We start from the raw sequence: 26,841 nt of genomic DNA on the forward strand, positions 1-26,841 counted from the left end.
TAGATGAGCATATTCAAATTCAAACAATTTGAGGTAGACCAAAGCGGTTGTGCCATGAAGATCAATACCGACGGGGTGTTGCTGGCAGCATTGGCCGAAAGCAATCGTCCGGTACGTATTTTGGATATTGGTACGGGAACAGGTGTAATTGCGATGATGTTGGCACAACGATTTGGGCAAGCCCAAGTACATGCGGTAGAAATTGACGAAGTAGCCGCCTCCACCGCACAACGTAATTTCGAAAACTCGGTTTTTAAAGAGCGCCTTCATGTGAGCGCTATTGCAATTGAACAATATAACAATACGGAACAATTTGATTTAATCGTATCCAATCCGCCTTATTTTGTAAACGATTTAAAAAATGCTGCCGAAAAGAAAGGCCTGGCCCGGCATACCGATGAAGTGTTTTTTGATCAATTGATTGCCAAGGTGGCTTCGTTGTTGAGCGGCAGCGGGAATTTTTGGTTTATTCTGCCCATTAAGCAAGCGGAACTACTGGTAGAAAAAGCCAAAGCACATGGTTTGTTTCTCAATAAACAGTTCCATTTGCATTCTGATGCACAAAAAACAGCGTTTAGGCGTATTGTTTGCCTAGGCAGGGCAAAAGAAGAGGTGGAAGACGAGCATTTCTATATTTACGAATCGGAAAAGGTGTATACCAAGGCTTATCAGGAATTGTTAAGGGATTTCTTTTTAGGATATTAGGAGAAAATCGTCATTGCGATGAGCGTAGTGAAGAAGCAATCTTTCTCGAGCTGAATTGCTTTGTTGTTGCTCCTCGCAATGACGAATATTTGCTGTGTGGTAAGCTATATCTAAGGTGGTGAAAAACTTTCCTTAACTTCGAAGGATGAAAAAAATAGGCCTGCTTTCCGATACCCACGGCTACCTAGACGATGCCATATTCAAGTATTTTGCAGATTGCGACGAGATTTGGCATGCCGGCGATTTTGGTCCGGGTGTGGCCGAGCCTTTGGCTGCGTTTAAGCCACTGCGTGGCGTTTACGGAAATATCGACGATGCGGCCATCAGGAGCGAATACCCAGAGCACCTGCGCTTTAAGTGCGAAGAGGTGGATGTTTGGATGACCCACATCGGGGGCTATCCTAATCGTTATTCTTCATTTGTAAAGCCAGAAATTTACACTAAGCCTCCAATGCTCTTCATTTGCGGGCACTCTCATATTTTAAAAGTTATTTACGACGAAAAAATCAAATGTTTGCATATAAATCCAGGTGCGGCCGGAAAACACGGTTGGCATAAGGTAAGAACTTTGATTCGTTTTTGTATTTCAGCAGAAAAAATCCATACCTTAGAGGCCATAGAATTAGGAGTGAGATAACGTAAATAATACACTAAGCTAAATATGTCCGGTATAAAAACATTAGGTCAATTTATAATTGAAAAACAGGCTGACTTCCCATACGCCAAGGGTGAACTTTCAAGATTGTTGAGAGACATCGGCATTGCCGCAAAAATCGTGAACCGCGAAGTGAACAAAGCGGGTTTGGTAGATATTCTAGGTGATGCGGGTACGATGAACATCCAGGGAGAGGGACAAAAAAAGCTGGATGTATATGCAAATGAGCAGTTTATATCGGCTTTAACCTCTGGGGGCGAATGTTGTATCGTAGCTACAGAAGAGGAAGATGAATTTGTGCCCATCGATTCGCCGGTCTCTAAAAATGCCAAATACATTATCTGCATCGATCCGTTGGATGGTTCTTCTAATATTGATTGCAATGTGGCCGTTGGAACGATCTTCTCGGTTTACCGCAGGAAATCAACCGAAGGCGATGCCACCATTAGCGATGTATTGCAAAAGGGAACCGAGCAGGTGGCTGCCGGCTATGTAATTTATGGCTCTTCCACCATGATGGTTTATACCACGGGCAAAGGCGTAAACGGGTTTACCTTGGATCCTTCCATTGGCGAGTTCTGTTTGTCGCACCCGAACATGAAAATGCCAGAAGATGGCGTGATCTATTCAATCAACGAAGGTAACTATGTACACTTTCCGGATGGAGTTAAAAAATACCTCAAGTATGCACAGGTAGAAGATTTGGCTACACGCAGGCCCTATACTTCGCGTTACATCGGTTCGATGGTAGCCGATATCCACCGTAACCTGATCAAGGGTGGTATTTATATCTATCCAACTACGGCAGCATCGCCCAATGGCAAATTAAGGCTGTTGTACGAGTGCAATCCAATGGCTTTCATTATCGAACAGGCGGGAGGTATTGCTTCTGACGGACTAAACCGTATTCTCGATATCGAACCTACCGAACTGCACCAGCGTACGGCTATCTTTATCGGGTCGGCCAAAATGGTGCAAATGGCCGAAGCCCTTATGGCCGAACATTCGCCGGTAAAGCCGCTTGCAAGTCAAAATGCTAGTGCCAAACTCGAGCAATTGGGGGTAATAGGGGGCATTGACTGAGAAAGGTGAATTAGCAGGTTTGCTTTGGAGCAATTCTATTTTAAAACATTAAATTCGTAATCAAAACATTGTGTAATTATGAAATCAATACTTAAATCAATTCCAGTTCTTCTTGCAGTTTTCATTTCGGCAAACGTTATGGCGCAAGATGCAAAACCAGTGGCTAGTCCGAAGGCTACGGCTACAGGCAAAATCAAAGATGCTACCATTACCATCAATTACAGCAGCCCATCGGTTAAGGGCCGTAAAATTTGGGGCGGATTAGAAGCTTACGACAAAGTTTGGCGTGCAGGTGCAAATGATGCCACCACATTCGAAACCGACAAAGACATTAAGGTAGAAGGCAAAACCTTGCCTGCCGGAAAATACAGTTTCTTTTTAATTCCTAAAGAAAGCGGTACCTGGACAGCTATTTTTAACAAAGAGGCCAAACAATGGGGTGCTTTTAAATATCAGGAAGCACAAGACCAGTTAAGGGTAAATGTGAAAACCAAAGCTTTGCCTGCTACGCAAGAAAGATTGGAATATAAAGTGACTAAAAATGGCTTTTCTTTAGATTGGGATAAGATTTCGGTTCCTGTTGCTATCAAGTAAGTCTATTAAAATATAAAAAGCCGTGTTCTATTTGGACACGGCTTTTTTTGTGGCTTATTTTAAGGCTAATAATTCCCTGATCGATCGCCTTAACCAGCCTGCATTTCTTTTGCGCAGGTATCTTGGCAGGAGCTTGATTTCGCTTCTCACGGCTTGAAACTGTTCGCGGGCCGCTGCTTTCTGGTCCTGTTTTTTTAGGAACAACCCATAATAATAGCGTGCTTCCAAAGAGTGGTGGATACGGATCACCCGACGGTAACCTTCATCGGGCAGTTCGGTTTGGCCTATGCCTTCTTGGGCACGTACATATAGGAGTTCATCTTCTACGATGCTAATTCTGGCCTTGTTTTTGGCATGGAGCTGATCAAAATACGCCAAGCTTTCCTTGTATTGGCCACTATAAAAGTATTGCCTTGCCAACTGCAACAAAATAGCCGGATCATCGCTGTAGTGGCCCTGCAGGCAGCTTAAGGAAAGCGCAATGGCTTTGTCATATTGTTTTTGATTGGCATAGGCGTTTGAAAGGCCTAATTTATTGGTAATACTGTCGGCAATCTGTACTTTTCTTTGCCATTCGTTAACCTCTTGGTTGGGAAAGAAGTATTTTTTAAAGCCTTTAGAAAAGTTACCATTGGTAATTTCGGGCATTATCTCCATAAAAAAATAAATGGCCGTACCGATCCCGGGTAAACATATCAAGAGAAAAAGCCAATTGTTTCTACCTGTTTTAAGGGCATGGATAATTGCCAATACTTGTAAAATAACGGGGGTGTAGTAATAGTTGCTCCAGTAGCCAAACATAGCGAGTGCTTAATTTGGCATTGAAATTAAACAATAATTTTAAAGTAGCGAAGTATTGTTGCGTTCGGCTTCAAAAAAGGCATCGATAGCCAATTCGCTTTTGTTTTGCGAGGCGGCTACGGCCAAACGGTCGCAACGTTCGTTTTCGGGGTGTTCGTTGTGGCCTTTAATCCAGGTAAACTTAACTTGATGAAGTTTGTGCAGGGCAAGGTACTGTATCCAAAGGTCTTTGTTCTTTTTGCCCTGGAAGCCTTTTTTTACCCAGCCAAATACCCAGCCTTTTTCTACCGAATCGACTACATACTTAGAATCGGAAAAGATCCTGACTTGTTGCCCCGGGCTTTTAAGGGCTTTTAAACCTACAATAACGGCCAGCAGTTCCATTCGGTTGTTGGTGGTCATTCTAAAACCGCCACTCAGTTCTTTGTAATGGGCACCCGAACGTAAGATTACGCCATAACCTCCGGGACCTGGATTGCCGCTTGCTGCACCGTCTGTGTAAATTTCTATCATTAAATATGTTAAGCTTTTATTTTGGAGCTATTTTCCTAAAACCCATTTAATTGCGCTAAATTAGTGCTATTCAAGGTTGCTTTGGCCAATAAATTCGTGTTCAAATATAGGAATTGTTTGGGCTTGCCCTTGAAATGTTGGTAAAACAAAAGAACTAAATCATGCTATGGAGAAAAATGCAGTAACATTTCGGTTTTTAACCGAACCCGGCGATGTAAATTTTGGAGGCAAGGTACATGGCGGAGCCGTAATGAAGTGGATTGACCAGGCGGCCTATACTTGTGCCGTGAATTGGAGCAGCAAATATTGCGTAACGGTTTATGTGGGCGGGATCCGTTTTGTAAACCCTATTTTAATCGGCGAAATTGTAGAGGTGAACGCCAAGATCATTTATACGGGCAGAACCAGCATGCACATTAGTGTAGATATCAACGCCATTAATCCTAAAACCAAGGCCGAAACTAAGGCTACGCATTGCATCATTGTATTTGCGGCTATCGATGATGAAGGCAAAACGGTGCCTGTGCCAGAGTGGGTACCCAAAACCGAAGAAGAAAAACAGCTGCATCAATACGCAATCAGGCTTGCCGATATGCGTAAGGAGATCAATGAGGAGATGAAGGCCTATTTTAGCGCGTAAGTTCGATTGTTGAATTGTTGTATTGTTGGAAGGTTGCAATGTTGGAAAGTTCTAGGCGCCAATTGAATCCGCAAACTGTCATGATACTTGATACTCGCTACTTCATAAATTCGATTGTTCTATTGTGATTGTTGAAAGGTTGGAAAGTTGTAACGTTGGAAAGTTCTAGGCGCGAACTGAGAACTGATAACCGGCAACTAACAACTGATAACTGGCAACTGATAACTAGCAACTGGTAACTGATAACCGGCAACTGATAACTAAAAACTAAAACATTGCCAATTAGCTTTTTAAAACAAAATTTGCAGTATTTTTCAAAAATATTTGACAGGAAGTAATAAAATTGTACTTTTGTAGCTCTGAAAAAACATGGTGGTTTTAGCTCAGTTGGTTAGAGCATCGGTTTGTGGTACCGAGGGTCGTGGGTTCGAGCCCCATATTCCACCCCGAAATTTTCAAAAGGTCAAAATCTTAGCGATTTTGGCCTTTTTTATGCTTATAACCAGCTTTTTATGGTATTCGATAATTAGTGCCATATTTTGTATTAAAACTGATTTTTATATAAGATTCTGTAATTGAGTATGTTATATGTTTTTTTTTGTGTTCGAGCTCCATTGTCCTCCTTTGTGGTACTTTTCGAACACCTAATATTCCTTGCTGCCATTTCAATTTCTGTTTTTACAGGAAGTTCAGATAGGTCATACATAAGCTCTAAAACCTTCTCAGCTGTTTCTAAATCTATGTCGTGGCCATATTTTTCAAAATTTTGCAAAACCATTTCTGGGGTTACTGATCTTTTCATAATTACAATATGGATGTTATTTATTTTGGAGTGGTGAAGAAGCCGTTCTTCCTGTTTGAAAATGAGTGAACTTGACGAATTTGCTCACCTTTACTTACCCCTCACATAATTATAGGTTCATTTCTTATTGATTTGTTTGAATTATATTAAAAAATGATGATATGATAATTGATGTGCAGTTACGGTTTTCCGTAAGTATTTGCTTGTTAATTAGATTATCTTGTGTCAATCAACTGCCATTTGTAAACAAGTTAACTGCATAAAGTGGCATTTTGGCAGGTGTTTGTTTATGAGTGAATTTTAAGTGTCAGTTGAAAAATTAACTTTTTAGTTAAATGTGTGATTAAATGTATATAAAAATACCGTAGAAAAATGGGGAAATTTTTACTCTAAATAGTTGTAAAATTAATTGTTAATTACTTTTTAATATACATAGCAAAAATCATACCCCGATGAAAATCTGTTTTCCCCAAAAGATATTCAGCAAAAGAATGTGGTGTAATGGCACGATTTTGATTGGAATGACAAAGGTAAAGTCCGCAAAAAGTTTGGCGACCGCTGCGGACCTACCTAATATAGTAACAATAGCTGGATAGCTATCATTTGGTTTTAAAACGCCGCAAAGGTAGAAATGTTTTTGATTCTTTCAAATGTTTCGAGTAATGTCTCTTAATCCTCCCAAATGATTCTGTCTGCTAGTGTTGATTTTGATTAACGCTGATGCTTGCATTGGCTATTACTAACCAAATATTAAGAAGGGGTGTTATGTCCGAAACGAAGAATGTATTTATTAGTCATCATCATAAAGATGATAAATCGGTAACAGATTTTACTAAACTTTTAGCTGGGAAAGATTATAGTATTAGGAATAGTTCCATAAGAGTTAATCCTAAAAATCAAGAACGATTAGACAAAAAACAAATACCTGAACAAACTTTAAAAAGACTTCTAAGAATGAAAATGCGTTGGGCAGGAACGGTATTTGTATTAATCGGATCAGAAACTCATTCAAGAAAATGGGTGAATTGGGAAATTGAACAAGCAGCTAAACTTGGAAAAAGAGTAGTTGGGGTTTTTATGCATGGAGGTAAGGATTCCGATGTGCCTGAAAATTTAGAAAAATTTGGTGATGGCTTAGTTGGTTGGAATTCGGATAAAATAATAGACGCTATAGAAGGTAAAGATGTAGGATGGTGCAACTCAAGTGGTGCTCCAAGAAAGCCGGTAAATAATGTTAAAAGAATTGAGTGTCAATCATGAATGTATACGCCTATAAAATCATTCGTGATTATGGCTTTGCCCCAAATCCATTTGGCGAATACTGTTCATTAGCCTGCTGTAAACCTCATATACGAAAGAAGGCTGTCGTTGGAGATTGGATTATTGGAACGGGTGCAGTAAAAAATAAGCTACTAAATCATTTGATTTTTCTAATGAAAGTGACTGAAAAAATAACTTTTCAAGAGTATTGGGATGATGAGAGATTTAGCTATAAGAAGCCTATTTTAAATGGAAGTCTAAAACAAATCCATGGAGATAATATTTACCATGAAGTAAACGGCGTATGGTCACAATTGGATTCGCACCATAGCTTAAATGATGGGCAACTAAATGAAGGAAACCTGAAACAAGATTTGAGCGGTGAATATGTTTTAATATCAAACGACTTTATTTACCTCGGAGATAATAACATAAAAATTTCAGATGAGTATTTAGAGCTATGTCCAGGTAAAAAGCATAGAGATTATATAACTGTCCGTAATGAAGATTTAGCTGAAAAATTTATACGAGAGATAATGGGTAAAGTTGATTTACATCTAGCTGGTTTGCCACTTAATTGGAAAGAGTATGGACAACAAAGAATGTTTTAATAAATGGCAGTAAATAGATATTATTCTTCTACAAAATATGAATCTAGAGCTAAATTAGTTGCTTTAGGTATAAAATGTGTATTCATCTCCCATCAGCAAAAGGATAAAGATGAAGCTAAAAAAATAGCTGACTATTTAAAAAATGCTGGAATTGATGTTTACTTTGATGAGTATGATGGTGATTTAAGAATTCATCGTCAATCAAACAATGCTAAAGCAGTTACAAACTCTATTAAAGAAGGTATAAATAATAGCTCTCATATGCTTGTTCTGATTTCTCCAAATACAATGTATTCAACTTGGGTGCCTTTTGAGATTGGTTACGGATATGATAAGACTGAACTTTTTGTATTGTGCTTAAAGGGGATTTCCAAAGGAGCATTACCCGATTATGCGAAAACTGCTACCACTATTCGTGATATCTATGACCTAAACAACTTCATAGGGAGGGTGTCTGAGTTGAAAAAGGAAATGCTTTTGGAAACCAAGATGCTGAGTGATCATAGTAGTTATAATAACCCACTATCAAATGTTATGGATAGTTTAATCGCTGAAAATTACTGATTATGAAATGGGCAGATTATTGTGTTAGTAAATTATCTTTAAATGAAAATGGCTTAATTGATAATATTATTTATTGTGAAGATTTAGGAAATTCTTTAGGTTACAACTTTGAAAGAGGTAGAAGCTGGATGATAGAACAGGTCTCGAAAGGTAAAACATTTTGTTCTATAGAGAGTAATGAGAAAGGTAGATGGAATAATCTTGGAGAGTTTTCGTATGATGGAAGCATCTTTAGTTGGAAGAAAGTGCCTAAAAATATTACTCAAAGAAAGACATTCATAAGCTACTACCACTACGAGGATCAAGATTACAAGGAGAAATTTAAGAATTTATTCGGTGATTTAATTATTCACAAATCTGTAGAAGATGGTGACATAGATTCAGATAATTCTGATGGATATATAAAGCATTTAATTCAGAAAGGTTATCTATCAGACACAACTGTTTTAGTTGTTTTAATAGGCATAAATACCAAACATAGAAAGCATATTGATTGGGAAATATCTGGAGCTTTAAATCCTAAAGTCGGGGATAAGTGTGCGGGTATCTTAGGATTAAAACTACCAAATCATCCTGATTATGGAACAGGTAATTATCATTACAATTTGTTGCCCAATAGATTGTCAGATAATCTTAAATCAGGTTATGCCATAATAAGAGATTGGACAGATGATAGAACAAAAATGCAACAATATTTAGAACTTGCTTTTGAAAAAAGAAATACTAATTACGAAGATAGAGATAACTCGAGAACACAAATGACAAAAAACACAAATGAATAGAATTAAATATCCATTAAATATATATATAGTTTGGCATCCAAATTTTGGATTTGGAAAAACAATTGCTGAAAATTTATATTCAACATTTTGTAGAGATTATAGTAACCCGTTGTCTAGAGGACTCAATATCCCTGTTTATTTTAGATTTATTAAACTCGAAGATGGACAACCATTGGATATTGATTTTAATGAGGCTGAAAAAAATGCGATTGTTCTATTGATAGATGAAGAATATTTTCTAGATGATGATTTCAAATCATATACTAGGCAAATTGTTGAGAAAGCTGATGATAATAATAGGATTTTTCCAATTAAACTTTTTGAATATGCATATTCTATCAATTGTGGTTTGGATAAACTTCAATTTACGGATGCTATTAAATATTTTGGAGAAAACCTTAACATTAATAAATCTTCAGATCAAGAGAAATCTTTAAATAAAATTAAAACAGAACTTCTACATGATTTAAGTCGCTTAATTTGGAATTTTCATGATAAACAAGAAGATAATAATAGTCAAAGAATCGGCTCACCAGTAAAATTATTCTTGAGCCACGCAAAGAAAGATGGTGAAGATTTGGCCGTTAAATTTAAAAGGTTTATTGAGAATAATTTAAAGCTTGATGTCTTCTTTGATACTGTAGATATTGCTAATGGCTATGAATTCGATGCTCAATTTGAGCAAGAAATACCTAAATCAGCTTTAGTAGTGTTCCAAACTGATGAGTATTCAAATAGAGAATGGTGTCGACGTGAAGTGTTACTTGCTAAGAAATCAAAATCACCTATTGTTGTGGTGCATAATATAAGAACTGGAGAGAAAAGAGCTTTCCCATACCTCGGAAATATGCCTACGACAGTATTATTAGAAGATGAACTTATCTCATTTTATAAAATAGTTAATTTGACATTATATCAAGTATTGAACAATAGGTATCAGTTATTACTACTTGAACAATATTCGAAATTAGTTGACAATAATAAATACATCATCTTCAGTATATCATCTCCTCCAGAATTATTTAACTATGTACATATAAAAAGCCTTCATATTAATACTAAAAAATTAATAGTTCTCTATCCAGATCCACCTCTTGGAATTGAAGAATTAGAAATTTTAAATGAATTAGATGATAATATAGATTTTACAACACCAACAAATTTAAACTGTTACTAAAATGGGAGAAATAAATGTTTCAGGCGTACAACCAGGCGTAATAGAAGAGATTGTATCAAAACAACATAAGAATAAATTTTTATATGGAAAATCTATTGCGATTTCTGTGTCCGAGAATGAAGATTTGGAAAAACTAGGGTTTACTATTCAGCATTTGAATGATATTACTATTGAAATCGCTAGGTATGTCATTGCTAACGATGGAAAGGCATTATATGGTGGAGATTTAAGACATAATGGGTTCACAAATCTATTTTCAGAATTATCTAATCAATACAAAAGAATGAATGATGATACTTCAGGATTTGTTAATTATTTTGTTTTTCCAAATACAAAACAATTAACACGAGATGCTAGAATACATTTTTTGTCAAAAAATATTGAAATAAATGAAGTAGAAGATCCCAAAAGTTTAATAATAGATTATAATATTAAGTACGATCCTACGACTAATATTATACATAGGCAAATTTATTCTGAATGTTTTAAAGAAATGAGAATTAAAATGGCTAAAGATTGTACAGCTAGAGTGTTACTTGGTGGTAAAATCAAAAATTATTTAGGTTACATACCAGGAGTTATGGAAGAAGCATTATGGTCTCTTAGAGAAAACAAACCTATTTATTTGGTAGGAGGATTTGGAGGAGCAACGTTACACTTAATTAATTTAATAAAAGGCGAAAATGTTACTGAGCTTACAAATGAAAGTCAATATAATAACGACTTTCTGAATAGCTTCCAAGAATTTGTAAAAGATAAATGCGAGTATTCTGACTTTGAAAATTTGAAAGCAGAATTTCAAAAATATGATTTAAATAAACTTTCAGAACTCAATAAACTTAGTGTTGAAGAAAATGAAATCTTATTTTCTAGTAAAAATATTCATGAGATAGTCTTTTTATTAATGAAGGGGCTAAAGGCTATTAAAAATTAACAATATTACAATTATGGAATTCTCATCATATCAAGAAGAAGCAAAAAAAACCATCCAAGAATATATTCAGGGAAAGGAAGCTAATAAATTAGTTCCTTTTTTAGGGCTAATAGGTGAGGCAGGCTCTGTTATTACAGAGCTAAAAAAAAGTTTAAGAGATGGAAAAGCTTATACTAGTTATAATAAAAAGCTTAAAGAAGAACTTGGAGATTTGTTATGGTATATAGCTACAATAGCTACTGAAAATGGCTTGAAGCTTGAGGAAATAGCATCGGGAAATCTCTTAAAGATTAAGGATAGATTTGATATTGATCAATCTGAGAATTTCATTATCTATGATGAACAATATCCAGAAAGTGAGCGTTTTCCTAGAGAATTCGAAATCCAATTCGATGTGATCAATGAAGGAGAAAAAGAAAAGGTTAAAATTACCAATAATACAACGGGCGAGCAACTCGGAGATATTATCTCCGATAATTCACATCAAGATGATGGGTATAGGTTTCATGATATTTTTCATTTTGGATATGTAGCTTTTTTAGGCTGGTCTCCAGTTGTAAGAAAACTAATGAAGAATAAAAGAAAAAGTGATAGTGATACAGACGAAATAGAAGATGGGGCAAGGGCAGCTATTACTGAAGAGTTAATTAGTCTTTATATTTATAGTTACGGCATGGATCATCAATTATTTAAGTACAGCAATAGTGTCGATACTGAAGTTTTAAAAACAGTTCAAAAGTTGGTGAGTGGTATTGAGGTAGAAAATTGCACACAAAAGCAATGGGAAACTGCCATCATAAACTCATATAAAGTTTATGATGAGTTAAGAAAAAATGGAGGTGGCAGAGTATTGGTAAGTATTAAAAATAGAAAACTTACGTATTTGGGGAAAAACTAAATTCCTACATTTGAATAAATTTCTATATACCGTTGATACTTAAGAAAAAATCGCAACCGAAGCCAAGTGTAGTTTTTGATACTTACTGGAAATTTACAACTGAACGTCAAAATATCTTTTTTAATAAGATTTCAAAACAAGAAGTTTTAACTAATGATCCAATATTTCTAAGGCACAAGTTCACGAATGCTTATAGAGCATCTGATAGAGTTAGTCAATATCTAATTAAAGATGTTATCTATAGAAAAGGCGATTACTCTCCACAAGACATTCTTTTTAGAATTATCCTCTTCAAAATATTCAATAAAATAAGTACTTGGCAATTACTGGAAGAAGAGATAGGAGATATTCGAGTTGAAACATTTAATTTTAGCAGATATAGGGCTATTTTAAGCGAAGCAAGAAAAGCAAAAGAAGCTATTTATTCTGGTGCTTATATTATGACCTCTGGTAAAAGTATTTTCGGCTATGATTTTAAGCACGAAAACCATCTAAAATTAATAGAACGATACATATTAAAACCTAGATTTTTAGAAAGTATTCAGAATTGTAAAACGTTAGAAAGTTTATATTCTCTGTTAAGAGACTTACCAACTATAGGTAATTTTTTAGCTTATCAATATGCAATAGATATTAACTATAGTGAACTGACTAATTTCAGCGAGATGGATTTTGTGATGCCTGGCCCTGGCGCCAAAGATGGCATTAGAAAATGTTTTATTAGTTATGGTGATTATTCAGAGGCTGACATCATACGTTGGGTTACTGATAATCAAGAAAAGGAATTTGAACGACTTGACTTGAATTTTAGAAATTTAGGCGGCCGATCTTTGCAATTAATTGACTGCCAGAATTTATTTTGTGAGACGGATAAATACTCTCGAGTTGCTCATCCAGAAATTATGGGCTTGTCTGATCGAAAACGAATAAAACAGATTTATAAAAAGACAGCAGATAAAATTGATTATTGGTACCCGCCTAAATGGAATATAAATACAGAGTTCTAGGTTGAGTATCAGTTATCCCAATTATACAAATTATATTTTCTGAAAAATGCCTCTATGAAATGGAAACACAGTGTTCGAGCATTTCCGTTGATTCTATCATTTTTTGTGTCTTCTGGACGATTTTCTTCTTTTTTGCAAGGTGCTTTTTTGTCTATTTCCTGGTTAGATTTTTGAACCATTTTCTTTGTTCCTGTCAACAAATTGAACTCTTTTATCCTAATATCCAACTCTGCAAAAGCCTTTAAATCTGATATGAACTTACTTGAAATTTGTACCATAGATGACCCGTAAGCCCTTTAAGATATCTTAAAGGCCTTTTTTTATTTTTGTCATTCAGAGCGAAACGAAGAATCTATTTCAAGACAAGATAAATCACTCTAATACTAGCAATAAGTAATTCTCAGGTTGCTACAAGTGAATGTTTGGAAGGATTTGCAAGGCGGCAAATAACAAAGTCGCCACTGCTAGTTATGCTGAAAGCCGCATCAGTTTACGGGATAAACGAACGTAATATCAATTATTTACAATGTTTACATTTTTATTTACAGCTTTTTATACTGTACCAACCCGCATATAGCATAAGTTTGTTTCCGATCAATAGCAAACTTTTTAAAATGTTTATCTAAATAAATTAAACTGATGATGAAATCCCTATACATTTTGTTCCTGATTTTCCTTTGTCAAGGATTATTCATGAGGCTCTACGCTCAAGACAAGAAATATGCCCAAGAAATCGAATTGAAAATAAAAGCAGTAGAAAATAACCTCGGTCTTCCAGTCCGCATTGAAGGTGAGCCTAACCAAACTCTGAAGGAAAGAATGAATTTTTATCATGTCAATGGTGTCACTATTGCTGTCATTAAAGACTATAAAATAGAATGGGCAAGAGGCTATGGTTGGGCTGATAGTGTTGAGCAACGTCGTGTTACCACAGGTACCTTGTTTCAGGCAGGTTCAATCAGCAAATCCCTAAATGGTGTGGGTATTTTAAAAATGGTGCAGGATAAGAGACTAAATCTCTATACTGATGTCAATGATTACCTAACAACATGGAAGTTTCCTTACGATTCATTAGCTAAAGGCAAAAAAATAACCCTTGCAAACCTGCTTAGCCATACGGCATGTTTAACCGTGCATGGTTTTCCTGGGTATGAAAAAGGAGACACCATTCCTACACTGGTACAAATACTGAATGGCGAAAAACCAGCCAATACACCTGCTGTCCGTTCCGCATTTGAGCCTGGATTGAAATATCAATACTCAGGTGGAGGAACTACGATTGCTCAACTGATCGTACAAGACATCGCCAAAAAACCTTATGATGAATTTATGTGGAAAAATGTATTGAAGCCCATGGGCATGAAAAATAGTTCTTATACCCAGCCTCCGCCAGGGGATAAACAAAAACTTTTGGCATCTGGATATTACAATGATGGAAAAGAAGTAAAAGGGAAATATCATATTTATCCGGAACAAGCCGCTGCAGGATTGTGGACGAATCCAACAGATTTGGCTCATTATATCATAGAAACGCAGTGGGCCTTGCAGGGGAAATCTAACAAAGTGCTTTCACAAGAAATGACCAAATTAAGGCTTACTCCATATGTTGACAAATCTGCAGCCTTGGGTGTATTCATTGTTAAAAGAGGCGAGCAAACCTTTTTCCAACATACTGGGGCTGATGAAGGATTTGTCAGTCAATATTATGGCAGTATGGAAGGTGGCAATGGCGTAGTTGTGATGGTAAATAGCGATAATGGAGCTATTACGGAAGAAATAATAAATAGTGTGGCAACTGTTTATGGATGGAAAGGTTTTTACAATCCACTACAAAGGCCTAAGATCATTACTGTTCCACAAACTATCTTAGAAACCTATGTAGGTGAATATAAGCGTAAGGCCGATGATAAATTTTATATCAAAATTAGCTTAACGAATGGGCGGTTTCTTTATTCGGAGCCTGGTTGGGACGGATTTGAATTGTACGCCGGTGCCGAAAACGATTTCTTTTCGAGAGAATTCCCTGTTGGGATTACCTTTATAAAAGATGAAACGGGTAAAGTTGTTGAATTCGAATATCATCTTGGTTCCAGGAACGAAAAATTTAAAAAGACGAAGTAATTGATATTCGTCTATTCATTGAGGTTCCAATTTCGATCAAAAACAGTTTGAATTAGGTACTGCCAATTTAGGTCCATTGCTCAAAAATTGAATTCGAACCCTGTTCCCCTTACCGTTTCCAGTATGATGCTGGAGTCTTTTGAAAGGTACTTGCGCAAACGGCTCACAAAAACGTCAAGGCTCCTGCCCGAGAAATAATCGTCGCTTTTCCAAATGTGCAAGAGCACTTCCTCGCGTTTGACCAGTCGCCCCTTATTCTTAAGGAAAAAATAGAGGAGTGCTGTTTCCTTTTCAGTTAGCCGAACGCTGGTGGAGGCGTGAAAGAGCAGGAGGGTGGCAGGTTCAAAATTATAGGTGCCAATGGCCATGCGCTGGGGTGGTAGGGCCTCAGCCTGTTCGCTTCTTTTGAGGATGTTCCTGATACGGAGCACCAATTCCTCCACCTCAAAGGGCTTTACCACATAATCATCGGCCCCAAGGCCCAGGCCTTTTAGCCGGTCTTGCTTTTGGTTCCTTGCCGTAAGGAAGATAAAGGGTGTTTCGGGCGACAGGCGAATGAGTTGTTCGGCTAGGGAAAAGCCATCCATCAATGGCATCATGACATCCAGTACACAGATGTCGGTGGTATGTTGCCTCAAGTGTTCCAGGGCCAGCGCCCCATTGCTCTTCCAAATTACCTCAAAGCCAGCAAGTTGGAGGTACTGACTAAGGATACTCCCGAAATCTAGATCGTCTTCTGCTAAAAGTATACGTTTCATTGCAATGGAATGATAAGGGTAAAGGTGCTTCCTTTGCCAACGGTGCTTTCTACCTCTATTCGGCCATTGTGCGCGGCTGCTACCCGGTTGCTATAGTACAGGCCCAGTCCCAATCCTTTTACATTGTGGATATCGCCCTTTTCGATGCGGTAGAATTTTTCGAAGATGCGTTGCAGCTCCCTGTCCGCAATTCCCTGCCCATTGTCGGTTATGGCAATTTTATAGGTGCCGGTTTGCTGGAACAGCCTGCAGGTAATTTGCGTGCCACCATATTTTACGGCATTTTCCAACAAGTTTATCACTGCCGTTGTCAGTTGAAAACGGTCTACGGCCAAGGTGAGGTCTCCTGCCTCAGCGCATAGGGTTATCTCGGTATCTGGAAAGGCCAGTTGAAAGTCATCTATGATATTTGCCAATAGCACACCTAAGATCGTTTCTTCCTTACTTAAGACCAGTTGCTGGGAGCTAATTGTATGTTGCATCACCTGTTCGGTAAGTTTTTTGAGCCTATAGTACTGGCGTGATATCACTGCAACGGTATGATCCGTAATCGTGTTTGCACCAGGTTGGTTCTGCTCAGACAGTGTGCGGATGCCAATGCCCAGGGCGGCCAGCGGGGTGTTGAACTCATGAGTTATATTGTTGATGAAGTCGTTCTGCATATCGGCTATTTTTTTTTGCGTTACCAAGCTTCGGATGGAGAAATAGAACAGAAGTATGACCGTACCCAGCAGAATGGCAGAGAAGATCAGCAATGTAGCCATTTCCCATAGGATGCTACCACTCGTTTTACCGATGCTGAACTGCGATCGGGTCTTGAAGTTCCTCACCATGGCATTAGCCGATTCGCTGTCCATGCTAAGGTCGTGTATGACCAGTTGCATTTGTGGCGCCTGCGGGGTGCCAAACCAAGTGAAGTTGGTAAACTGTCTAGGCCTCAGATGGACGTCTTCAATGGTTACCTGTCTGATCACCACCCGGTAAGCTACATCAAATCGTGATAAGACAGCATTGCTGGAGATATAGCTGTTTACCCGTGAACTGAGCAGAGGTGATCCTTCGGTGACCAGCTTTTCCGCATCTTTGTACCGGCCAGCCTGTATCATACCCTCGACAGTGGTAAACCAGGCCGTGCGGAGCGAATCGATGTTCATCTCTTCTTCCATGCGTATCAGCGCATCCCTTACCAGGGTCTGGGCATCGCGTTTCTTGAGTATATAAGTATTGTAGATGAAATAGCCCTGTATGGTGGTAAGTGCCACTATGGCAATTGCGCAACCCCAAACCAGGTATGTTATCTTTCGTTTCACCCTATAAAGATAAGCCGATTTGGATCAATAATGCGATCTGTGATGACCATTAACATTGCATTAACCAAGCATTAACAAAAAGTTGGGGAAACAGAGCCAATCTTTGCGGTGAACCAATACAATAACCGATGTATAAAGCCATTTTCTTCTTTCTGTTGCTGCCATTTTTATCCCATGGCCAATTACTCAAGCTTTCGGGCAAGGTAAATGTTCCTTATGCCAATATCTTGTTGCAAAACCGTGCCGACACCTTGCAGTCTTTCCAAGGACTTGCTGCCGAAGACGGCTCTTTTGCCTTCTCCGGACTTGCCAAGGGCAGTTATCACCTGAAAATTACTGCATTGGGCTTCCTTTCCCATGGCCAGACAATCGTACTCGATGCTGATCTTTCCCTGACGGAAATTAAGCTGCAGGGAGAAGTAAATAATTTACAAGGCATTGTCATTAAGGGAAAAAGACCAGCTGTCGTGCGCAAGCTTGACCGCGTGGAGTTCAATGTTGAAAATACTGCACTCTCTTCTGCCAGTGCCTGGGAGATCGTGAAGCATGCCCCGGGCGTACAGTCGGGTGGCGACCAGCTTTCTGTACGGGGGAGCAAGGGCATTTTGGTGACCATCAACGATAAGAAACTGCTCCTATCTGCAGAGGAACTAAAGGTTTACCTGGAAGGCCTGAATGGCAACGAGGTTACCTCGGTGGAGGTGATCACCAATCCACCGGCAAGGTACGAGGCTTCTGGCGGTTCGGTAATCAATATCAAGTTAAGAAAAAATACTCAGCCCGGCTACAAAGGATTGCTTTCAGGCAGTTACCAACAGGGAAAATACGGTCGTGGCAACCTGAGTACCAGTCAGTACTATCATGCAGGTAGGTTTTCAGCCTCTGGCAGCTATACTTTTGGCAGGGGAATTTACTTTAACGAAATCAACGAAGTTACACGCTATGCCCTGCAGCAACAGACCTGGGAAGACATATTAAAGCGGAAGAATTACCGCGATGCCGAACATACCTATCGCATTGGGTTAGATTATGCCGATAGCCTGAACCAAATTGGCATAAGCGCAGACGGCTACGTGGCGAGGGATAACCATGCGCTCTACAGCGTGCCAACCTATGTATATGATGGCAACCGAAGCTTATTGCACTATTTCAATACCGAAAATAGTCGCCTCACACCAAACCATAACAGCAATTACAGCATAAACTGGCACCGACAGCTTAACCAAGGCCAAAAAATAACGTGGTCTGTCGATTATACCAATTACCGTAACCGTGCCGAGCAAGATATTGCCACGACATATTACATGATCAATCCACGAAACGAGGATTTTCAGACCAACACCGACCAGCATATCCGTTTAGTGGCTTCTCAATTGGATTACGCTCACCAAGGTACCTTGTTCAATACCGAGGCCGGAATTCGCTATGGCCATGTGAGGGCAACGCATCGGCTAGAGGCCATTAACCTAGATATAGACAATGCCTTTAACTATGGGGAAGCTGTTATCGCTGGTTACTTCAGCCTGAGTAGGGAACTTGGCCGCTGGAGCTTGAAGGCAGGGCTAAGGGGAGAATATACCACCATAACCAGCCAGTCTGAAAGCCCAAGGGAAGCAAACCAGCAGGACTACCTTAACCTTTTTCCAACCTTGTTTGCCGAATACCGGATTAAGGAAAACCATGCCTTGGGTCTATCTTATGGCAAAAGGATTGCAAGACCTCCTTATGGTTACCTTAACCCATCACGTATTTATTTCAGCCCTAATTCTTACTTGATTGGTGATGCCAGATTGAAGCCTGCCCTAACTAATCAGTATAGCTTTTCTTATCGCTACAAAAGCGCGTTTAGGGTAGAGGCTTATTACATTGACGAAAGAAACCCGACCATACAGTTGCCCTATCAGGACAATACGGGTAACATGCTTATCCAAAAAGTAACCAATGTACCAGGCAACAGCTTCTACGGACTGGATTTAAGCTCTAGTTTACAGCCTGCCCCTTGGTGGAGCATTGAGCTGCAGGCAGGGCCTGGTTACATGGAAAGCAGCTTTGGGCTAAGTGATGGACGTATCTTGAAGCAAAGCCGTTTTATCCTTACCGGCAGCATGGCGAGCCAATTTACCATCGATAGCAAATCGGGTTTCATGGGAACCCTTAGCTATAGCATGAACGGAGGAGGATTGCAGGGGCCTGCCCAGTTGAGCGGAACGAGTAGCCTGGGCGCCGGTGTACGCAAAAAGATCTTCAGGGAACGAATGGAATTTTCTGTCCTACTATCAGACCTATACAGGGGCGAAAAATTTAAGGTAAGTTCAGTCTATGCCGATCAAAATAATTATTTTACCTACTTTGGCGACACCCAGCATATCCGCCTCACCTTGCGCTATAATCTCGGCAATGTGGGGATGAAGGTAAAAGGAGCTAGGGAGAAGACCGCAGAACAGAACCGTTTATAGCAACCTATCATTCTAAATCATTGCAAAATCCCTATTCATAGGAGCCTTATCTAACTGCCACACAAGCAACGCTGTGCTTAAGACTTTTTAATCTATTGAATTTCTTGAGTAGAGCTTGCTTTAATTCTTTTGTTGATCACCTCTCTGAGCTGTTGTTCGTTTTCATCGCCCCACTTGCCCAAGGCACCAATAATTGGAATCAAGGTTTTGCCAAATTCGGTCAGGCTGTACTCGACTTTTGGTGGCAATACGGGATAAATCACCTTAGTAATCAGTTCGTGGGCTTCGAGTTCATTTAGTTGCACATTCAGAATCCTTCTGGATGCTTCCGGAATCTTGCGCTGCAGCTCGCTTGGGCGCTGGTGTCCATTGTTGATAAACCACAATAGGCGGATCTTCCATTTGCCGTACAATACCTCGCCAATTAGATCTAGTCCGCAATTCAGGTTCACTGGTATTTTCCTTTCGTACATGGTACAAATGTAAGGCTATGGAACAAAACGGCAAATAGGGGATAAATTTATCCCTATCTGATTCGTTCCTCCGTACTTGCGGGGCTTGTCTGTATGCTTGAAATTTGCCCTAAATAAATGATATGATGAAAGTATTTAATTTCGATAACGAATTGTTAGGTAAAATAGCGCTGGTGACTGGTGGCACCAAAGGTGCGGGTAAAGCGATAGCAGAGCGATTGCTTAGGGCAGGAGCAACAGTGATCATCAGTGCAAGGAATAGGCCAGAAGAGCCTGACCATGAGCTACATTTTATTGCAGCCGATCTTAGTACGCCAAGCGGAACAAATAAAGTGGTTGAGGAGATTTTGCAGAAATTTGGTAGACTTGACATTCTGGTGAACAATATGGGCAGCTCAGAAACCCCTGGTGGTGGATTTGCAGTGCTGACAGACGAGCAATGGGAAGCTACCATCAATGCAAACTTGCTTGCACCTGTCCGTTTAGATAGGGGCTTTCTGCCACAAATGATCGACCGGGGAAATGGCGTCATCATCCACATCGCCAGTATACAGGGCAAACTGCCTTTGTACGACTCTACCTTGCCTTATGCTGCGGCAAAAGCGGGATTGATCAACTATAGCAAAAGCCTTTCCAACGAGGTTTCACCCAAAGGTGTCCGTGTGCTAACGGTTTCGCCTGGATGGATCATGACCAATGCTTCAATACGGATGATGGAAAGGATTGCCGCAAGCTCAAACGGTACAGTTGAACAGGCCACCCAAAGCGTGATGGATGCCTTAGGTGGCATACCTTTTGGCAGGCCAGCCGAACCGGATGAGGTGGCAGAACTCGTAGGCTTTTTGGTTTCTCCACGAGCCGGCTATTTAACGGGAACTGAATATGTAATCGATGGGGGAACCATTCCAACTATTTAATTTATAACATAAAAACAAAAACAATGAATTTACCAGACCTTATTGCAAACTTTGTAGAGGCACAAAATGCCAATGATAGCGATGCCTATGTAGCTTGTTTTACACCAGATGCCGTTGTCTTCGATGAAGGCAAGAACCATCAGGGAAGAAACGAGATCAAAGCATGGAAAGAAGAAACAAGTGAAAAGTACCGTGCCGTTATGGAACCCATTGAATATGCAGATTCTAACGATATGGGTAAGCTCAGTGCCAGGATTTCTGGAGCATTTGAGGGCAGCCCGATACGATTGAACTTCCAGTTCAAATTTGCTGATGGACTGATCCAGTCTTTAAAAATAACCGACTGATTGGTTCGAATTACTTGCTTACTGACAAGTTTTAAAGGTCTTAGTTTACTAGGACCTTTTTATTTTATATTATCCAGTATTAGATCTTGGTTTAAAAGCCTCTCATCTCAAGCTATTGCTTTGCCAGCGCTTTTTTGCGCGGATGTACGCAGCCGATTCGGAGTACCCGAGTATAGCTGCAATATCATTTACTTTATAGCTTTTGTGTTGCGATAAGAAGAAAGATAGATCGCGATTCAATTCATCTACGATTTTTCGGTATGAGCTTTTCGAGCTTGCCAGTTTCCGTTGAAAGCTTCTGGGCGTTAGATTAAAATTAGCAGCTAATTGCAACAATGTCGGCAACTTAGGGGTAGACATGTGTAAGGCCATAGCTTTTACTTGCGAAACGAAATTATAGTGCTCCTGCTGCATATTTTCGATCAATTTTAAATAGCTAGGCACAAGCGTGGCGAGGTTCCAATTTAATTGCCGATGCAGCGATGCTGCCAATGTAATGTCGCTAGCCGTTAAACTATAGCTATTTCCCTGGCTCCAATTAGCTGGATAATTTATCTTATAGTTAGGGGAGGTACAGGCTACCTTAACTGGCCCTTTATTCATCAATTTCAATTCTTTCTCCATGATCGTTAGCAAGGCCTCACACAGCAAGCCGTAAGCAGTTGGTCTTTCTTCTGTCGAAGATAAAATGATATAAATTTGGCCAGAATTTTCCCTAATATCGAGCGCAACTACCGGTAAAGTGGCTTCGGTATAGGTTTGCAGGTAAAACAATGCCTCGCCTATGGTAGTGCATTGCATAGAGAGCTGGTATATCAACCCTAAAGCTTTAACGCTCATTGCCCGTCCGGCGTAAATCCCTAACAAGGCATCAGGCAGTTTAGCTTGAATAAGGCTTAAAACTTGCCAAAATTCATGCTCGGTAACTGTATCGCTCTCCGGATTTTTTAGGACTGATAGCAAATCTGCGGTACTAAGTCCCCTCATCAAAGCGTAATCGATAAAGGTATTAAGGTGGATCCGATGAATGTTCTTTTGTCGCAAAATGTCAATTTTATCAAAAATAGCAATTCTATCTTTACTTCATTAAATACTTGATATAATGGCAACAACAGATACACAGCAACTGGTACAACATTTTTTTAGCTGCTTAACCCAAAGGGACTTAACAAAATTGGCTGCACTTTTTGCCGAAGAGATAGATTGGTACATTCCTGGAAATGAAATGGTGGCTCCATGGACGGGCCGAAGAAACAATCGCGAGGAGATAAAAAGTTTTTTTCAATTGCTATGGCAAAATGTCGAACCCATTTCTACAAAGGTTGATCATATGGTAACAGATGAGGATGTTTCCATTATTACTGGAGAATTTTCGAGCAAAATGCTCGCCACCGGCAAAATTGTTGATTCGATTTTTTGCATACAGCTCACATTTACAGATGGATTGATAACCCGTTACAGGTTATTGGAGGATAGTTATGCAGTAAGCATAGCCATGAGCCAGTAAAACAGTTGCCAACTATAGAGCCGATTTAAAATATGGAGAATTCAATCCGTTATCCGTAATTTTTGATAAGCGATGCAAGTTTGTTTAAATAGAGATCGATCTTGGTATTCCAAATAGGGCAATAGTTTATTCTGATGTAATTGTCGTAATGCTGGGAAGTAGAGAAGAGTTGTCCCGGAAATATTCCAATTCCTTCCTTCAAAGCGCGCTTGGTGAGCTCCATTCCATCCATGTTTGCCGGAAGTTCAATCCATAGACTAAACCCTCCTTTTGGATTGGAGATATTGATTCCGGCAGGAAAATATTTATAGATAGAATGCAAGTAGCGGGACAGGTTTTTCTGGATGGCGATTTTCATTTTCTTCAAATGCCCATTGTATTGACCACTTTCGAGAAACCTGCCGATTGCATCTTGCAGTATACTGTTCGTAAAAAAATTGGCAGTGTATTTTAAACGTTTTACTTCTTCGTGAAAAAGCCCTCCTGAAACCCAGCCAATCCTAAATCCAGCTCCAAGCGATTTTGAGAAGGATGCACAGTACAGCACCCGGTTTTCTTTATCGTAGGCTTTTGCTGGTAATGGCCTTGGATGGGCAAAGGTTAAATCGCCAAGTGCATCATCCTCAATTAGGGGGATATCTGATTTGGCTAATATCGCCAATAGTTTGATAATGTTTTCTTTGGGCATCGAACCTCCAATTGGTACGCCACAAACTGTAGTGATTACACAGGCAGCTACTTTATGTGCCGAAACAGCCATTTCCAACTGCTCCAGATCTATGCCGTTATCCGGCGTAGAAGGTACTTCGAGGGCAAGTAATTTTCTGCTTTCCAAACTTTGGAGAATGCCATATGGAGCAGGCGATTCAACGATAATGATATCTCCAGGTTGGGCAACTGTATCCAAACAAAGGTTTATCGCCTCAATACAGCCATTCGTTACCAAAATATCATCCATAGAAAGAGGAACATCCCAATCAAAGGTCCTTCTTGCGATTTGCTCTGCCAGCTTCGGGTGTCCTTCAATTAATGGGTATTGGAAACTTTGCCCGTTAATATCTTTGAGTGCTTCGCGTATACATTTACTCATCGCAGCAATGGGCAATTGTTCATTTGCCGGAGCCACAATGGAAAAGTTTATCAATCCTGAGGCTCTTATGTTCCGTTGCATATTGCCTATCAGGTTATTTAAACTTACCTGGTTGGGTAGGGGAATATATTTTTCTGCTGATCTGGCTACTGAATGCTGATGTGGTACACTGTTTACAAAGAAACCAGACCTTGCTCTTGAACCGATGAGGCCTTTACTCTCCAAGATCGTGTAGGCATGAAAAACAGTGGTGGCACTTACATTTAATTCCTTGCATATCTTGCGTACGGAAGGTAGGCGATCACCTGCTTTTAGATTTAAATTAACCACAATTGCTTCAATTTTTTTGGCAATTTCTTGATACCTAAATCTACCTTGTTCCTGTTTCATCGTACACTTAAATTATCGGGCATATTTGCTGAACAAATTTGCCATTAAAATAATTTATGGCTCAGCTCAATTTCCCTAATATCGGTAATAATTTCCTGCCAAAAAACTAGGTGATAAAAGATGTCGGTATCAGGCTTTTGGATGGTTCGCTTTGCTTGAGGCTGATTGAACCTTAAGTTACCAGGAAGTGCCTATTTCTTTTACTTTTTCATCATCCCACATCCATAAAAGTATAACAAGCGATAGTATAGGCAACAAAAGGGAGATCCAGAACCATTTCCAAAAACTCCTGCCAATGCAGGTGGCAAGTATTCCTGCTGCCAGCTGAAAACAGCTGATGATAGAATATAAAGTGAAAATAAAAGCAAGTGCTAACATGGCATTTTGATTTGATATGATTTAAAATGTTTTTTCTGTTTTTTTAACCAGCCTGGTGCTCCAGACTCTCTTGTAGCATTGGGTGGTTTTTGGGTGCCAATGCCTTGAACCTGCTCAGCGTATAGCGTGTTAGGTAAATAAAAAGCCCCAGAAATCCCAAGAAAGCACTTATTTCAATAAGGCCGATTTCCGAATACCAGTGCTGGGTCTGTGCACCGGTTGTTCCTGGTATAATCATGATCCAATAATCCAACCAATGGCCAACAACAAGGATGATACAGGTAATCTTTAAGGTTTTGATTTTTCTTTTTGCATCCCGCGACATGAGCACAAATAGCGGCACAATGAAGTTGAGCGTCATATTAAGCCAGAACCAGTTATTAAACTGTGGTTCCAGTCTTTTGTAAAAATAAACCGATTCTTCAGGGATGTTGGAATAATAGATGAGGAGAAACTGCTCGAACCATAAATAAGCCCAGAATATAGAGAAACCAAATATTTGAATGCCTAAAGTCTGCAGGTGGCTTTCGTTTACCCACTTGAGGTAACCTGTTTCGTAGAGGTGGATAACAGTGAGCGTAATTGCAACTATGCCGGTCACAAAAAAACCGATAAAGTTATACCATCCAAAAAGGGTGGAGAACCAATGTGCCTCTAAAGACATTACGGTGTCGAAAGCAAATAAAGGAATGGTAAACCCAACAACCACCAAAAATATACAGGCCAGTTTAAAACTTTTCCTATGGTTTGCCAGCCCTCCAACCTGATCCTCATTTGTAGAATATTTTACAAATAGCCAGCCCATAAAACTATAGGCAGCCAGGTAGGATACCAGCCTTATAAAAAAGAAAGGGATGTTCAAGAATGTTGACTTTCCGGCAATTAAAGCATCATAATGTTCGCTACCAACGGTTGTGGCGCCATAGGCCGACCAAACTTTATACAGGTAAGGCAAAACCGATTCTTTCCCTTCTTCGTTCAGGCCTGTATGGGTAAGAAGAATGCCTGCACTGATGACAATAAGCAGTATAATTGCTGCAATGGGGAGCAATTTGGCAAAAACGTGCGGTATCTTTAGGATAGATGCCGACCAGCCTGCCTGGGCAACATATTGCATGGCACAAAAACACACTGCAAAAATGCATATGCCGGCAAAATAATAGGCCATAAGCAATAAGTTTGCAAAGGTGCGTTCTCCACTGCCTGTTGTAAAACCATAAAGTATACCAATTATTCCAACGGCAATCATCACTAGGCTCAAGGTTCTCGCTTTTCCTTTGAATATATACTGTTGGTCAAAATTAGGGGGTGTTGTCATTGTGAATTATTGTATTGGATGAATATTGGATAGTGTTTTTTTGAAAGCCCTAAGAGGCGATCATGTCTTTTATGGAAGAGCTCAGCTCAACTGCTGCTGTATATTTTAAAAGATTGCTGATGGTTTCGTCTGGAGTAACATGGGTTGATTTGATCACCACGAGAAAGCGCTGATCCCGAGGCTTAAGCCTGACTAACTTGGGAGGCTTAGTTGGGAACAATTGCAGGGTCACAAAAAAGGTGAGGGCCATCATAATCAGGTTTAACATAAGCCCTATAATATTTTCTTTATTCAAATGCTGGGTGAGGTCATGTTGAAATAGGTAGTATAACAAGGTGGTGGCTGTGGCTCCGCCCAAACAGCCAAATTTTAATATGGCTATGCCTGTCTTGATTTCTTTTATTCTTAATTTTTTGTCGAGCCCAGCTATGAATTTTGAAGAATAAACTTCGCTGATGGAAATTTTATGTTGCTGCAATACATCAATTCCGTGAAGTAAATCATGCTCACTTTCAAAATGCATGAGGATAGATTTGTTTTTTTGCATATCGGAAAATTTTTGAGTCATTATTTTGTGTAACCTTTATTGGATTGAGCTTTGCATGAAGAAAATCAGCAAACCCTAAACCCTAAGATTAAGAGCACAAAAATATCCTATAGGCGAACTCGAAAACAGATGCAGATTTTAACTAAAAAAGCATATCAGTTGAGTTTGTTTAGGTCAGGCTTTTGATAAAAGGCTATGAAAGA

30 protein-coding genes and 1 tRNA gene are annotated in these 26,841 nt (G+C 39.4%); 19 read left to right on the forward strand and 12 right to left on the reverse strand.

What is annotated here, in order from left to right; all coding sequences use genetic code 11:
• Positions 1–3 precede the first annotated feature (3 nt).
• From AC570H_RS03930 to AC570H_RS03945, 4 genes are all read left to right on the forward strand, one after another.
• Complete coding sequence (locus AC570H_RS03930) at positions 4–705, forward strand: tRNA1(Val) (adenine(37)-N6)-methyltransferase (protein WP_497351919.1); 702 nt, start codon at positions 4–6, stop codon at positions 703–705.
• A 145-nt stretch (positions 706–850) separates the two neighbouring features.
• Positions 851–1,342, forward strand: a complete 492-nt coding sequence (locus tag AC570H_RS03935; RefSeq protein ID WP_497351921.1) for a metallophosphoesterase family protein — start codon at positions 851–853, stop codon at positions 1,340–1,342.
• A 24-nt stretch (positions 1,343–1,366) separates the two neighbouring features.
• The gene (fbp, locus tag AC570H_RS03940; protein ID WP_497351923.1) at positions 1,367–2,443 is read left to right on the forward strand and encodes a class 1 fructose-bisphosphatase; all 1,077 of its coding nucleotides are present in this window, start codon (positions 1,367–1,369) and stop codon (positions 2,441–2,443) included.
• Positions 2,444–2,521: 78 nt separating this feature from the next.
• Positions 2,522–3,037, forward strand: a complete 516-nt coding sequence (locus AC570H_RS03945; protein WP_497351925.1) for a DUF2911 domain-containing protein — start codon at positions 2,522–2,524, stop codon at positions 3,035–3,037.
• 54 nt (positions 3,038–3,091) lie between these two features.
• Here the strand turns inward: AC570H_RS03945 and AC570H_RS03950 are convergent, their stop codons facing one another.
• Positions 3,092–3,838 carry a hypothetical protein gene (locus AC570H_RS03950; protein ID WP_497351927.1) on the reverse strand — a complete coding sequence of 249 codons (747 nt, stop codon included), beginning with the start codon at positions 3,836–3,838 and terminating at the stop codon, positions 3,092–3,094.
• Between the two features lie 39 nt (positions 3,839–3,877).
• Positions 3,878–4,351 (reverse strand): ribonuclease HI, encoded by a 474-nt coding sequence (gene rnhA / locus AC570H_RS03955; RefSeq protein ID WP_497351929.1) that lies wholly within the window; start codon positions 4,349–4,351, stop codon positions 3,878–3,880.
• A gap of 166 nt (positions 4,352–4,517) precedes the next feature.
• Between rnhA and AC570H_RS03960 the strand changes: the two genes are divergently transcribed.
• Together AC570H_RS03960 and AC570H_RS03965 are read left to right on the forward strand one after the other, a co-directional pair.
• Positions 4,518–4,991 carry an acyl-CoA thioesterase gene (locus AC570H_RS03960; RefSeq protein ID WP_497351931.1) on the forward strand — a complete coding sequence of 158 codons (474 nt, stop codon included), beginning with the start codon at positions 4,518–4,520 and terminating at the stop codon, positions 4,989–4,991.
• Positions 4,992–5,362: 371 nt separating this feature from the next.
• Positions 5,363–5,438, forward strand: a tRNA-His gene (locus AC570H_RS03965).
• A gap of 97 nt (positions 5,439–5,535) precedes the next feature.
• On the opposite strand, the gene AC570H_RS03970 is transcribed toward AC570H_RS03965, so the two are convergent.
• Positions 5,536–5,793, reverse strand: a complete 258-nt coding sequence (locus AC570H_RS03970; RefSeq protein WP_497351933.1) for a hypothetical protein — start codon at positions 5,791–5,793, stop codon at positions 5,536–5,538.
• Positions 5,794–6,558: 765 nt separating this feature from the next.
• Between AC570H_RS03970 and AC570H_RS03975 the strand changes: the two genes are divergently transcribed.
• From AC570H_RS03975 to AC570H_RS04010, 8 genes are read left to right on the forward strand one after another with little or no spacing between them, the layout of a single operon-like run.
• The gene (locus AC570H_RS03975; RefSeq protein ID WP_497351935.1) at positions 6,559–7,053 is read left to right on the forward strand and encodes a TIR domain-containing protein; all 495 of its coding nucleotides are present in this window, start codon (positions 6,559–6,561) and stop codon (positions 7,051–7,053) included.
• Positions 7,050–7,664, forward strand: a complete 615-nt coding sequence (locus AC570H_RS03980) for an Nmad2 family putative nucleotide modification protein (RefSeq protein ID WP_497351937.1) — start codon at positions 7,050–7,052, stop codon at positions 7,662–7,664. The genes AC570H_RS03975 and AC570H_RS03980 overlap by 4 nt, the downstream gene beginning before the upstream one ends.
• Positions 7,665–7,667: 3 nt before the next feature.
• On the forward strand, positions 7,668–8,228 hold the full coding sequence (locus tag AC570H_RS03985) for a toll/interleukin-1 receptor domain-containing protein (protein ID WP_497351939.1): 561 nt from the start codon (positions 7,668–7,670) through the stop codon (positions 8,226–8,228).
• A gap of 2 nt (positions 8,229–8,230) precedes the next feature.
• Positions 8,231–9,010, forward strand: coding sequence for a TIR domain-containing protein (locus AC570H_RS03990; protein WP_497351941.1), 780 nt, complete (start codon positions 8,231–8,233; stop codon positions 9,008–9,010).
• A complete protein-coding gene (locus AC570H_RS03995; protein ID WP_497351943.1) occupies positions 9,003–10,187 on the forward strand; it encodes a toll/interleukin-1 receptor domain-containing protein in 1,185 nt (394 codons plus the stop codon). The genes AC570H_RS03990 and AC570H_RS03995 overlap by 8 nt, the downstream gene beginning before the upstream one ends.
• A 1-nt stretch (position 10,188) precedes the next feature.
• A complete protein-coding gene (locus AC570H_RS04000; RefSeq protein WP_497351945.1) occupies positions 10,189–11,121 on the forward strand; it encodes a hypothetical protein in 933 nt (310 codons plus the stop codon).
• A gap of 13 nt (positions 11,122–11,134) precedes the next feature.
• Positions 11,135–12,019 carry a nucleoside triphosphate pyrophosphohydrolase family protein gene (locus AC570H_RS04005; protein WP_497351947.1) on the forward strand — a complete coding sequence of 295 codons (885 nt, stop codon included), beginning with the start codon at positions 11,135–11,137 and terminating at the stop codon, positions 12,017–12,019.
• 32 nt (positions 12,020–12,051) lie between these two features.
• The gene (locus tag AC570H_RS04010) at positions 12,052–13,026 is read left to right on the forward strand and encodes a nucleotide kinase domain-containing protein (RefSeq protein WP_497351949.1); all 975 of its coding nucleotides are present in this window, start codon (positions 12,052–12,054) and stop codon (positions 13,024–13,026) included.
• An 8-nt stretch (positions 13,027–13,034) separates the two neighbouring features.
• Here the strand turns inward: AC570H_RS04010 and AC570H_RS04015 are convergent, their stop codons facing one another.
• On the reverse strand, positions 13,035–13,304 hold the full coding sequence (locus tag AC570H_RS04015; RefSeq protein WP_497351951.1) for a hypothetical protein: 270 nt from the start codon (positions 13,302–13,304) through the stop codon (positions 13,035–13,037).
• A 361-nt stretch (positions 13,305–13,665) separates the two neighbouring features.
• Here AC570H_RS04015 and AC570H_RS04020 point away from each other — a divergent pair, with 361 nt between their 5' ends.
• Positions 13,666–15,147 carry a serine hydrolase domain-containing protein gene (locus AC570H_RS04020; RefSeq protein ID WP_497351952.1) on the forward strand — a complete coding sequence of 494 codons (1,482 nt, stop codon included), beginning with the start codon at positions 13,666–13,668 and terminating at the stop codon, positions 15,145–15,147.
• An 80-nt stretch (positions 15,148–15,227) separates the two neighbouring features.
• Here AC570H_RS04020 and AC570H_RS04025 read toward each other — a convergent pair whose 3' ends face one another.
• On the reverse strand, positions 15,228–15,905 hold the full coding sequence (locus AC570H_RS04025) for a response regulator transcription factor (protein ID WP_497351954.1): 678 nt from the start codon (positions 15,903–15,905) through the stop codon (positions 15,228–15,230).
• Positions 15,902–17,215: a sensor histidine kinase gene (locus AC570H_RS04030; RefSeq protein WP_497351956.1), complete on the reverse strand. Its 1,314-nt coding sequence runs from the start codon at positions 17,213–17,215 to the stop codon at positions 15,902–15,904. Before AC570H_RS04030 ends, AC570H_RS04025 begins: the two co-directional genes overlap by 4 nt.
• Positions 17,216–17,343: 128 nt before the next feature.
• On the opposite strand from AC570H_RS04030, the gene AC570H_RS04035 reads away from it, so the two are divergent.
• Complete coding sequence (locus tag AC570H_RS04035) at positions 17,344–19,671, forward strand: outer membrane beta-barrel protein (RefSeq protein WP_497351958.1); 2,328 nt, start codon at positions 17,344–17,346, stop codon at positions 19,669–19,671.
• Between the two features lie 92 nt (positions 19,672–19,763).
• Here AC570H_RS04035 and AC570H_RS04040 read toward each other — a convergent pair whose 3' ends face one another.
• Positions 19,764–20,144 carry a winged helix-turn-helix transcriptional regulator gene (locus tag AC570H_RS04040; RefSeq protein ID WP_497351960.1) on the reverse strand — a complete coding sequence of 127 codons (381 nt, stop codon included), beginning with the start codon at positions 20,142–20,144 and terminating at the stop codon, positions 19,764–19,766.
• A gap of 122 nt (positions 20,145–20,266) precedes the next feature.
• On the opposite strand from AC570H_RS04040, the gene AC570H_RS04045 reads away from it, so the two are divergent.
• Positions 20,267–21,061 (forward strand): SDR family oxidoreductase, encoded by a 795-nt coding sequence (locus tag AC570H_RS04045; protein ID WP_497351962.1) that lies wholly within the window; start codon positions 20,267–20,269, stop codon positions 21,059–21,061.
• A 23-nt stretch (positions 21,062–21,084) separates the two neighbouring features.
• On the forward strand, positions 21,085–21,408 hold the full coding sequence (locus AC570H_RS04050; protein ID WP_497351964.1) for a YybH family protein: 324 nt from the start codon (positions 21,085–21,087) through the stop codon (positions 21,406–21,408).
• Between the two features lie 102 nt (positions 21,409–21,510).
• Here the strand turns inward: AC570H_RS04050 and AC570H_RS04055 are convergent, their stop codons facing one another.
• Positions 21,511–22,452: an AraC family transcriptional regulator ligand-binding domain-containing protein gene (locus tag AC570H_RS04055; RefSeq protein WP_497351965.1), complete on the reverse strand. Its 942-nt coding sequence runs from the start codon at positions 22,450–22,452 to the stop codon at positions 21,511–21,513.
• A 58-nt stretch (positions 22,453–22,510) separates the two neighbouring features.
• Here AC570H_RS04055 and AC570H_RS04060 point away from each other — a divergent pair, with 58 nt between their 5' ends.
• Positions 22,511–22,915: a nuclear transport factor 2 family protein gene (locus AC570H_RS04060; protein ID WP_497351967.1), complete on the forward strand. Its 405-nt coding sequence runs from the start codon at positions 22,511–22,513 to the stop codon at positions 22,913–22,915.
• 49 nt (positions 22,916–22,964) lie between these two features.
• Here AC570H_RS04060 and AC570H_RS04065 read toward each other — a convergent pair whose 3' ends face one another.
• The 4 genes from AC570H_RS04065 to AC570H_RS04080 form a co-directional block, all read right to left on the reverse strand.
• The gene (locus AC570H_RS04065) at positions 22,965–24,395 is read right to left on the reverse strand and encodes an aminotransferase-like domain-containing protein (protein ID WP_497351969.1); all 1,431 of its coding nucleotides are present in this window, start codon (positions 24,393–24,395) and stop codon (positions 22,965–22,967) included.
• 177 nt (positions 24,396–24,572) lie between these two features.
• Positions 24,573–24,773 carry a hypothetical protein gene (locus tag AC570H_RS04070; protein ID WP_497351971.1) on the reverse strand — a complete coding sequence of 67 codons (201 nt, stop codon included), beginning with the start codon at positions 24,771–24,773 and terminating at the stop codon, positions 24,573–24,575.
• Between the two features lie 43 nt (positions 24,774–24,816).
• A complete protein-coding gene (locus AC570H_RS04075; protein ID WP_497351973.1) occupies positions 24,817–26,091 on the reverse strand; it encodes a quinol:cytochrome C oxidoreductase in 1,275 nt (424 codons plus the stop codon).
• 49 nt (positions 26,092–26,140) lie between these two features.
• The gene (locus AC570H_RS04080) at positions 26,141–26,638 is read right to left on the reverse strand and encodes a quinol:electron acceptor oxidoreductase subunit ActD (RefSeq protein ID WP_497351975.1); all 498 of its coding nucleotides are present in this window, start codon (positions 26,636–26,638) and stop codon (positions 26,141–26,143) included.
• Positions 26,639–26,841 lie beyond the last annotated feature (203 nt).

It is taken from the genome of Pedobacter sp. B4419, from assembly GCF_059693725.1.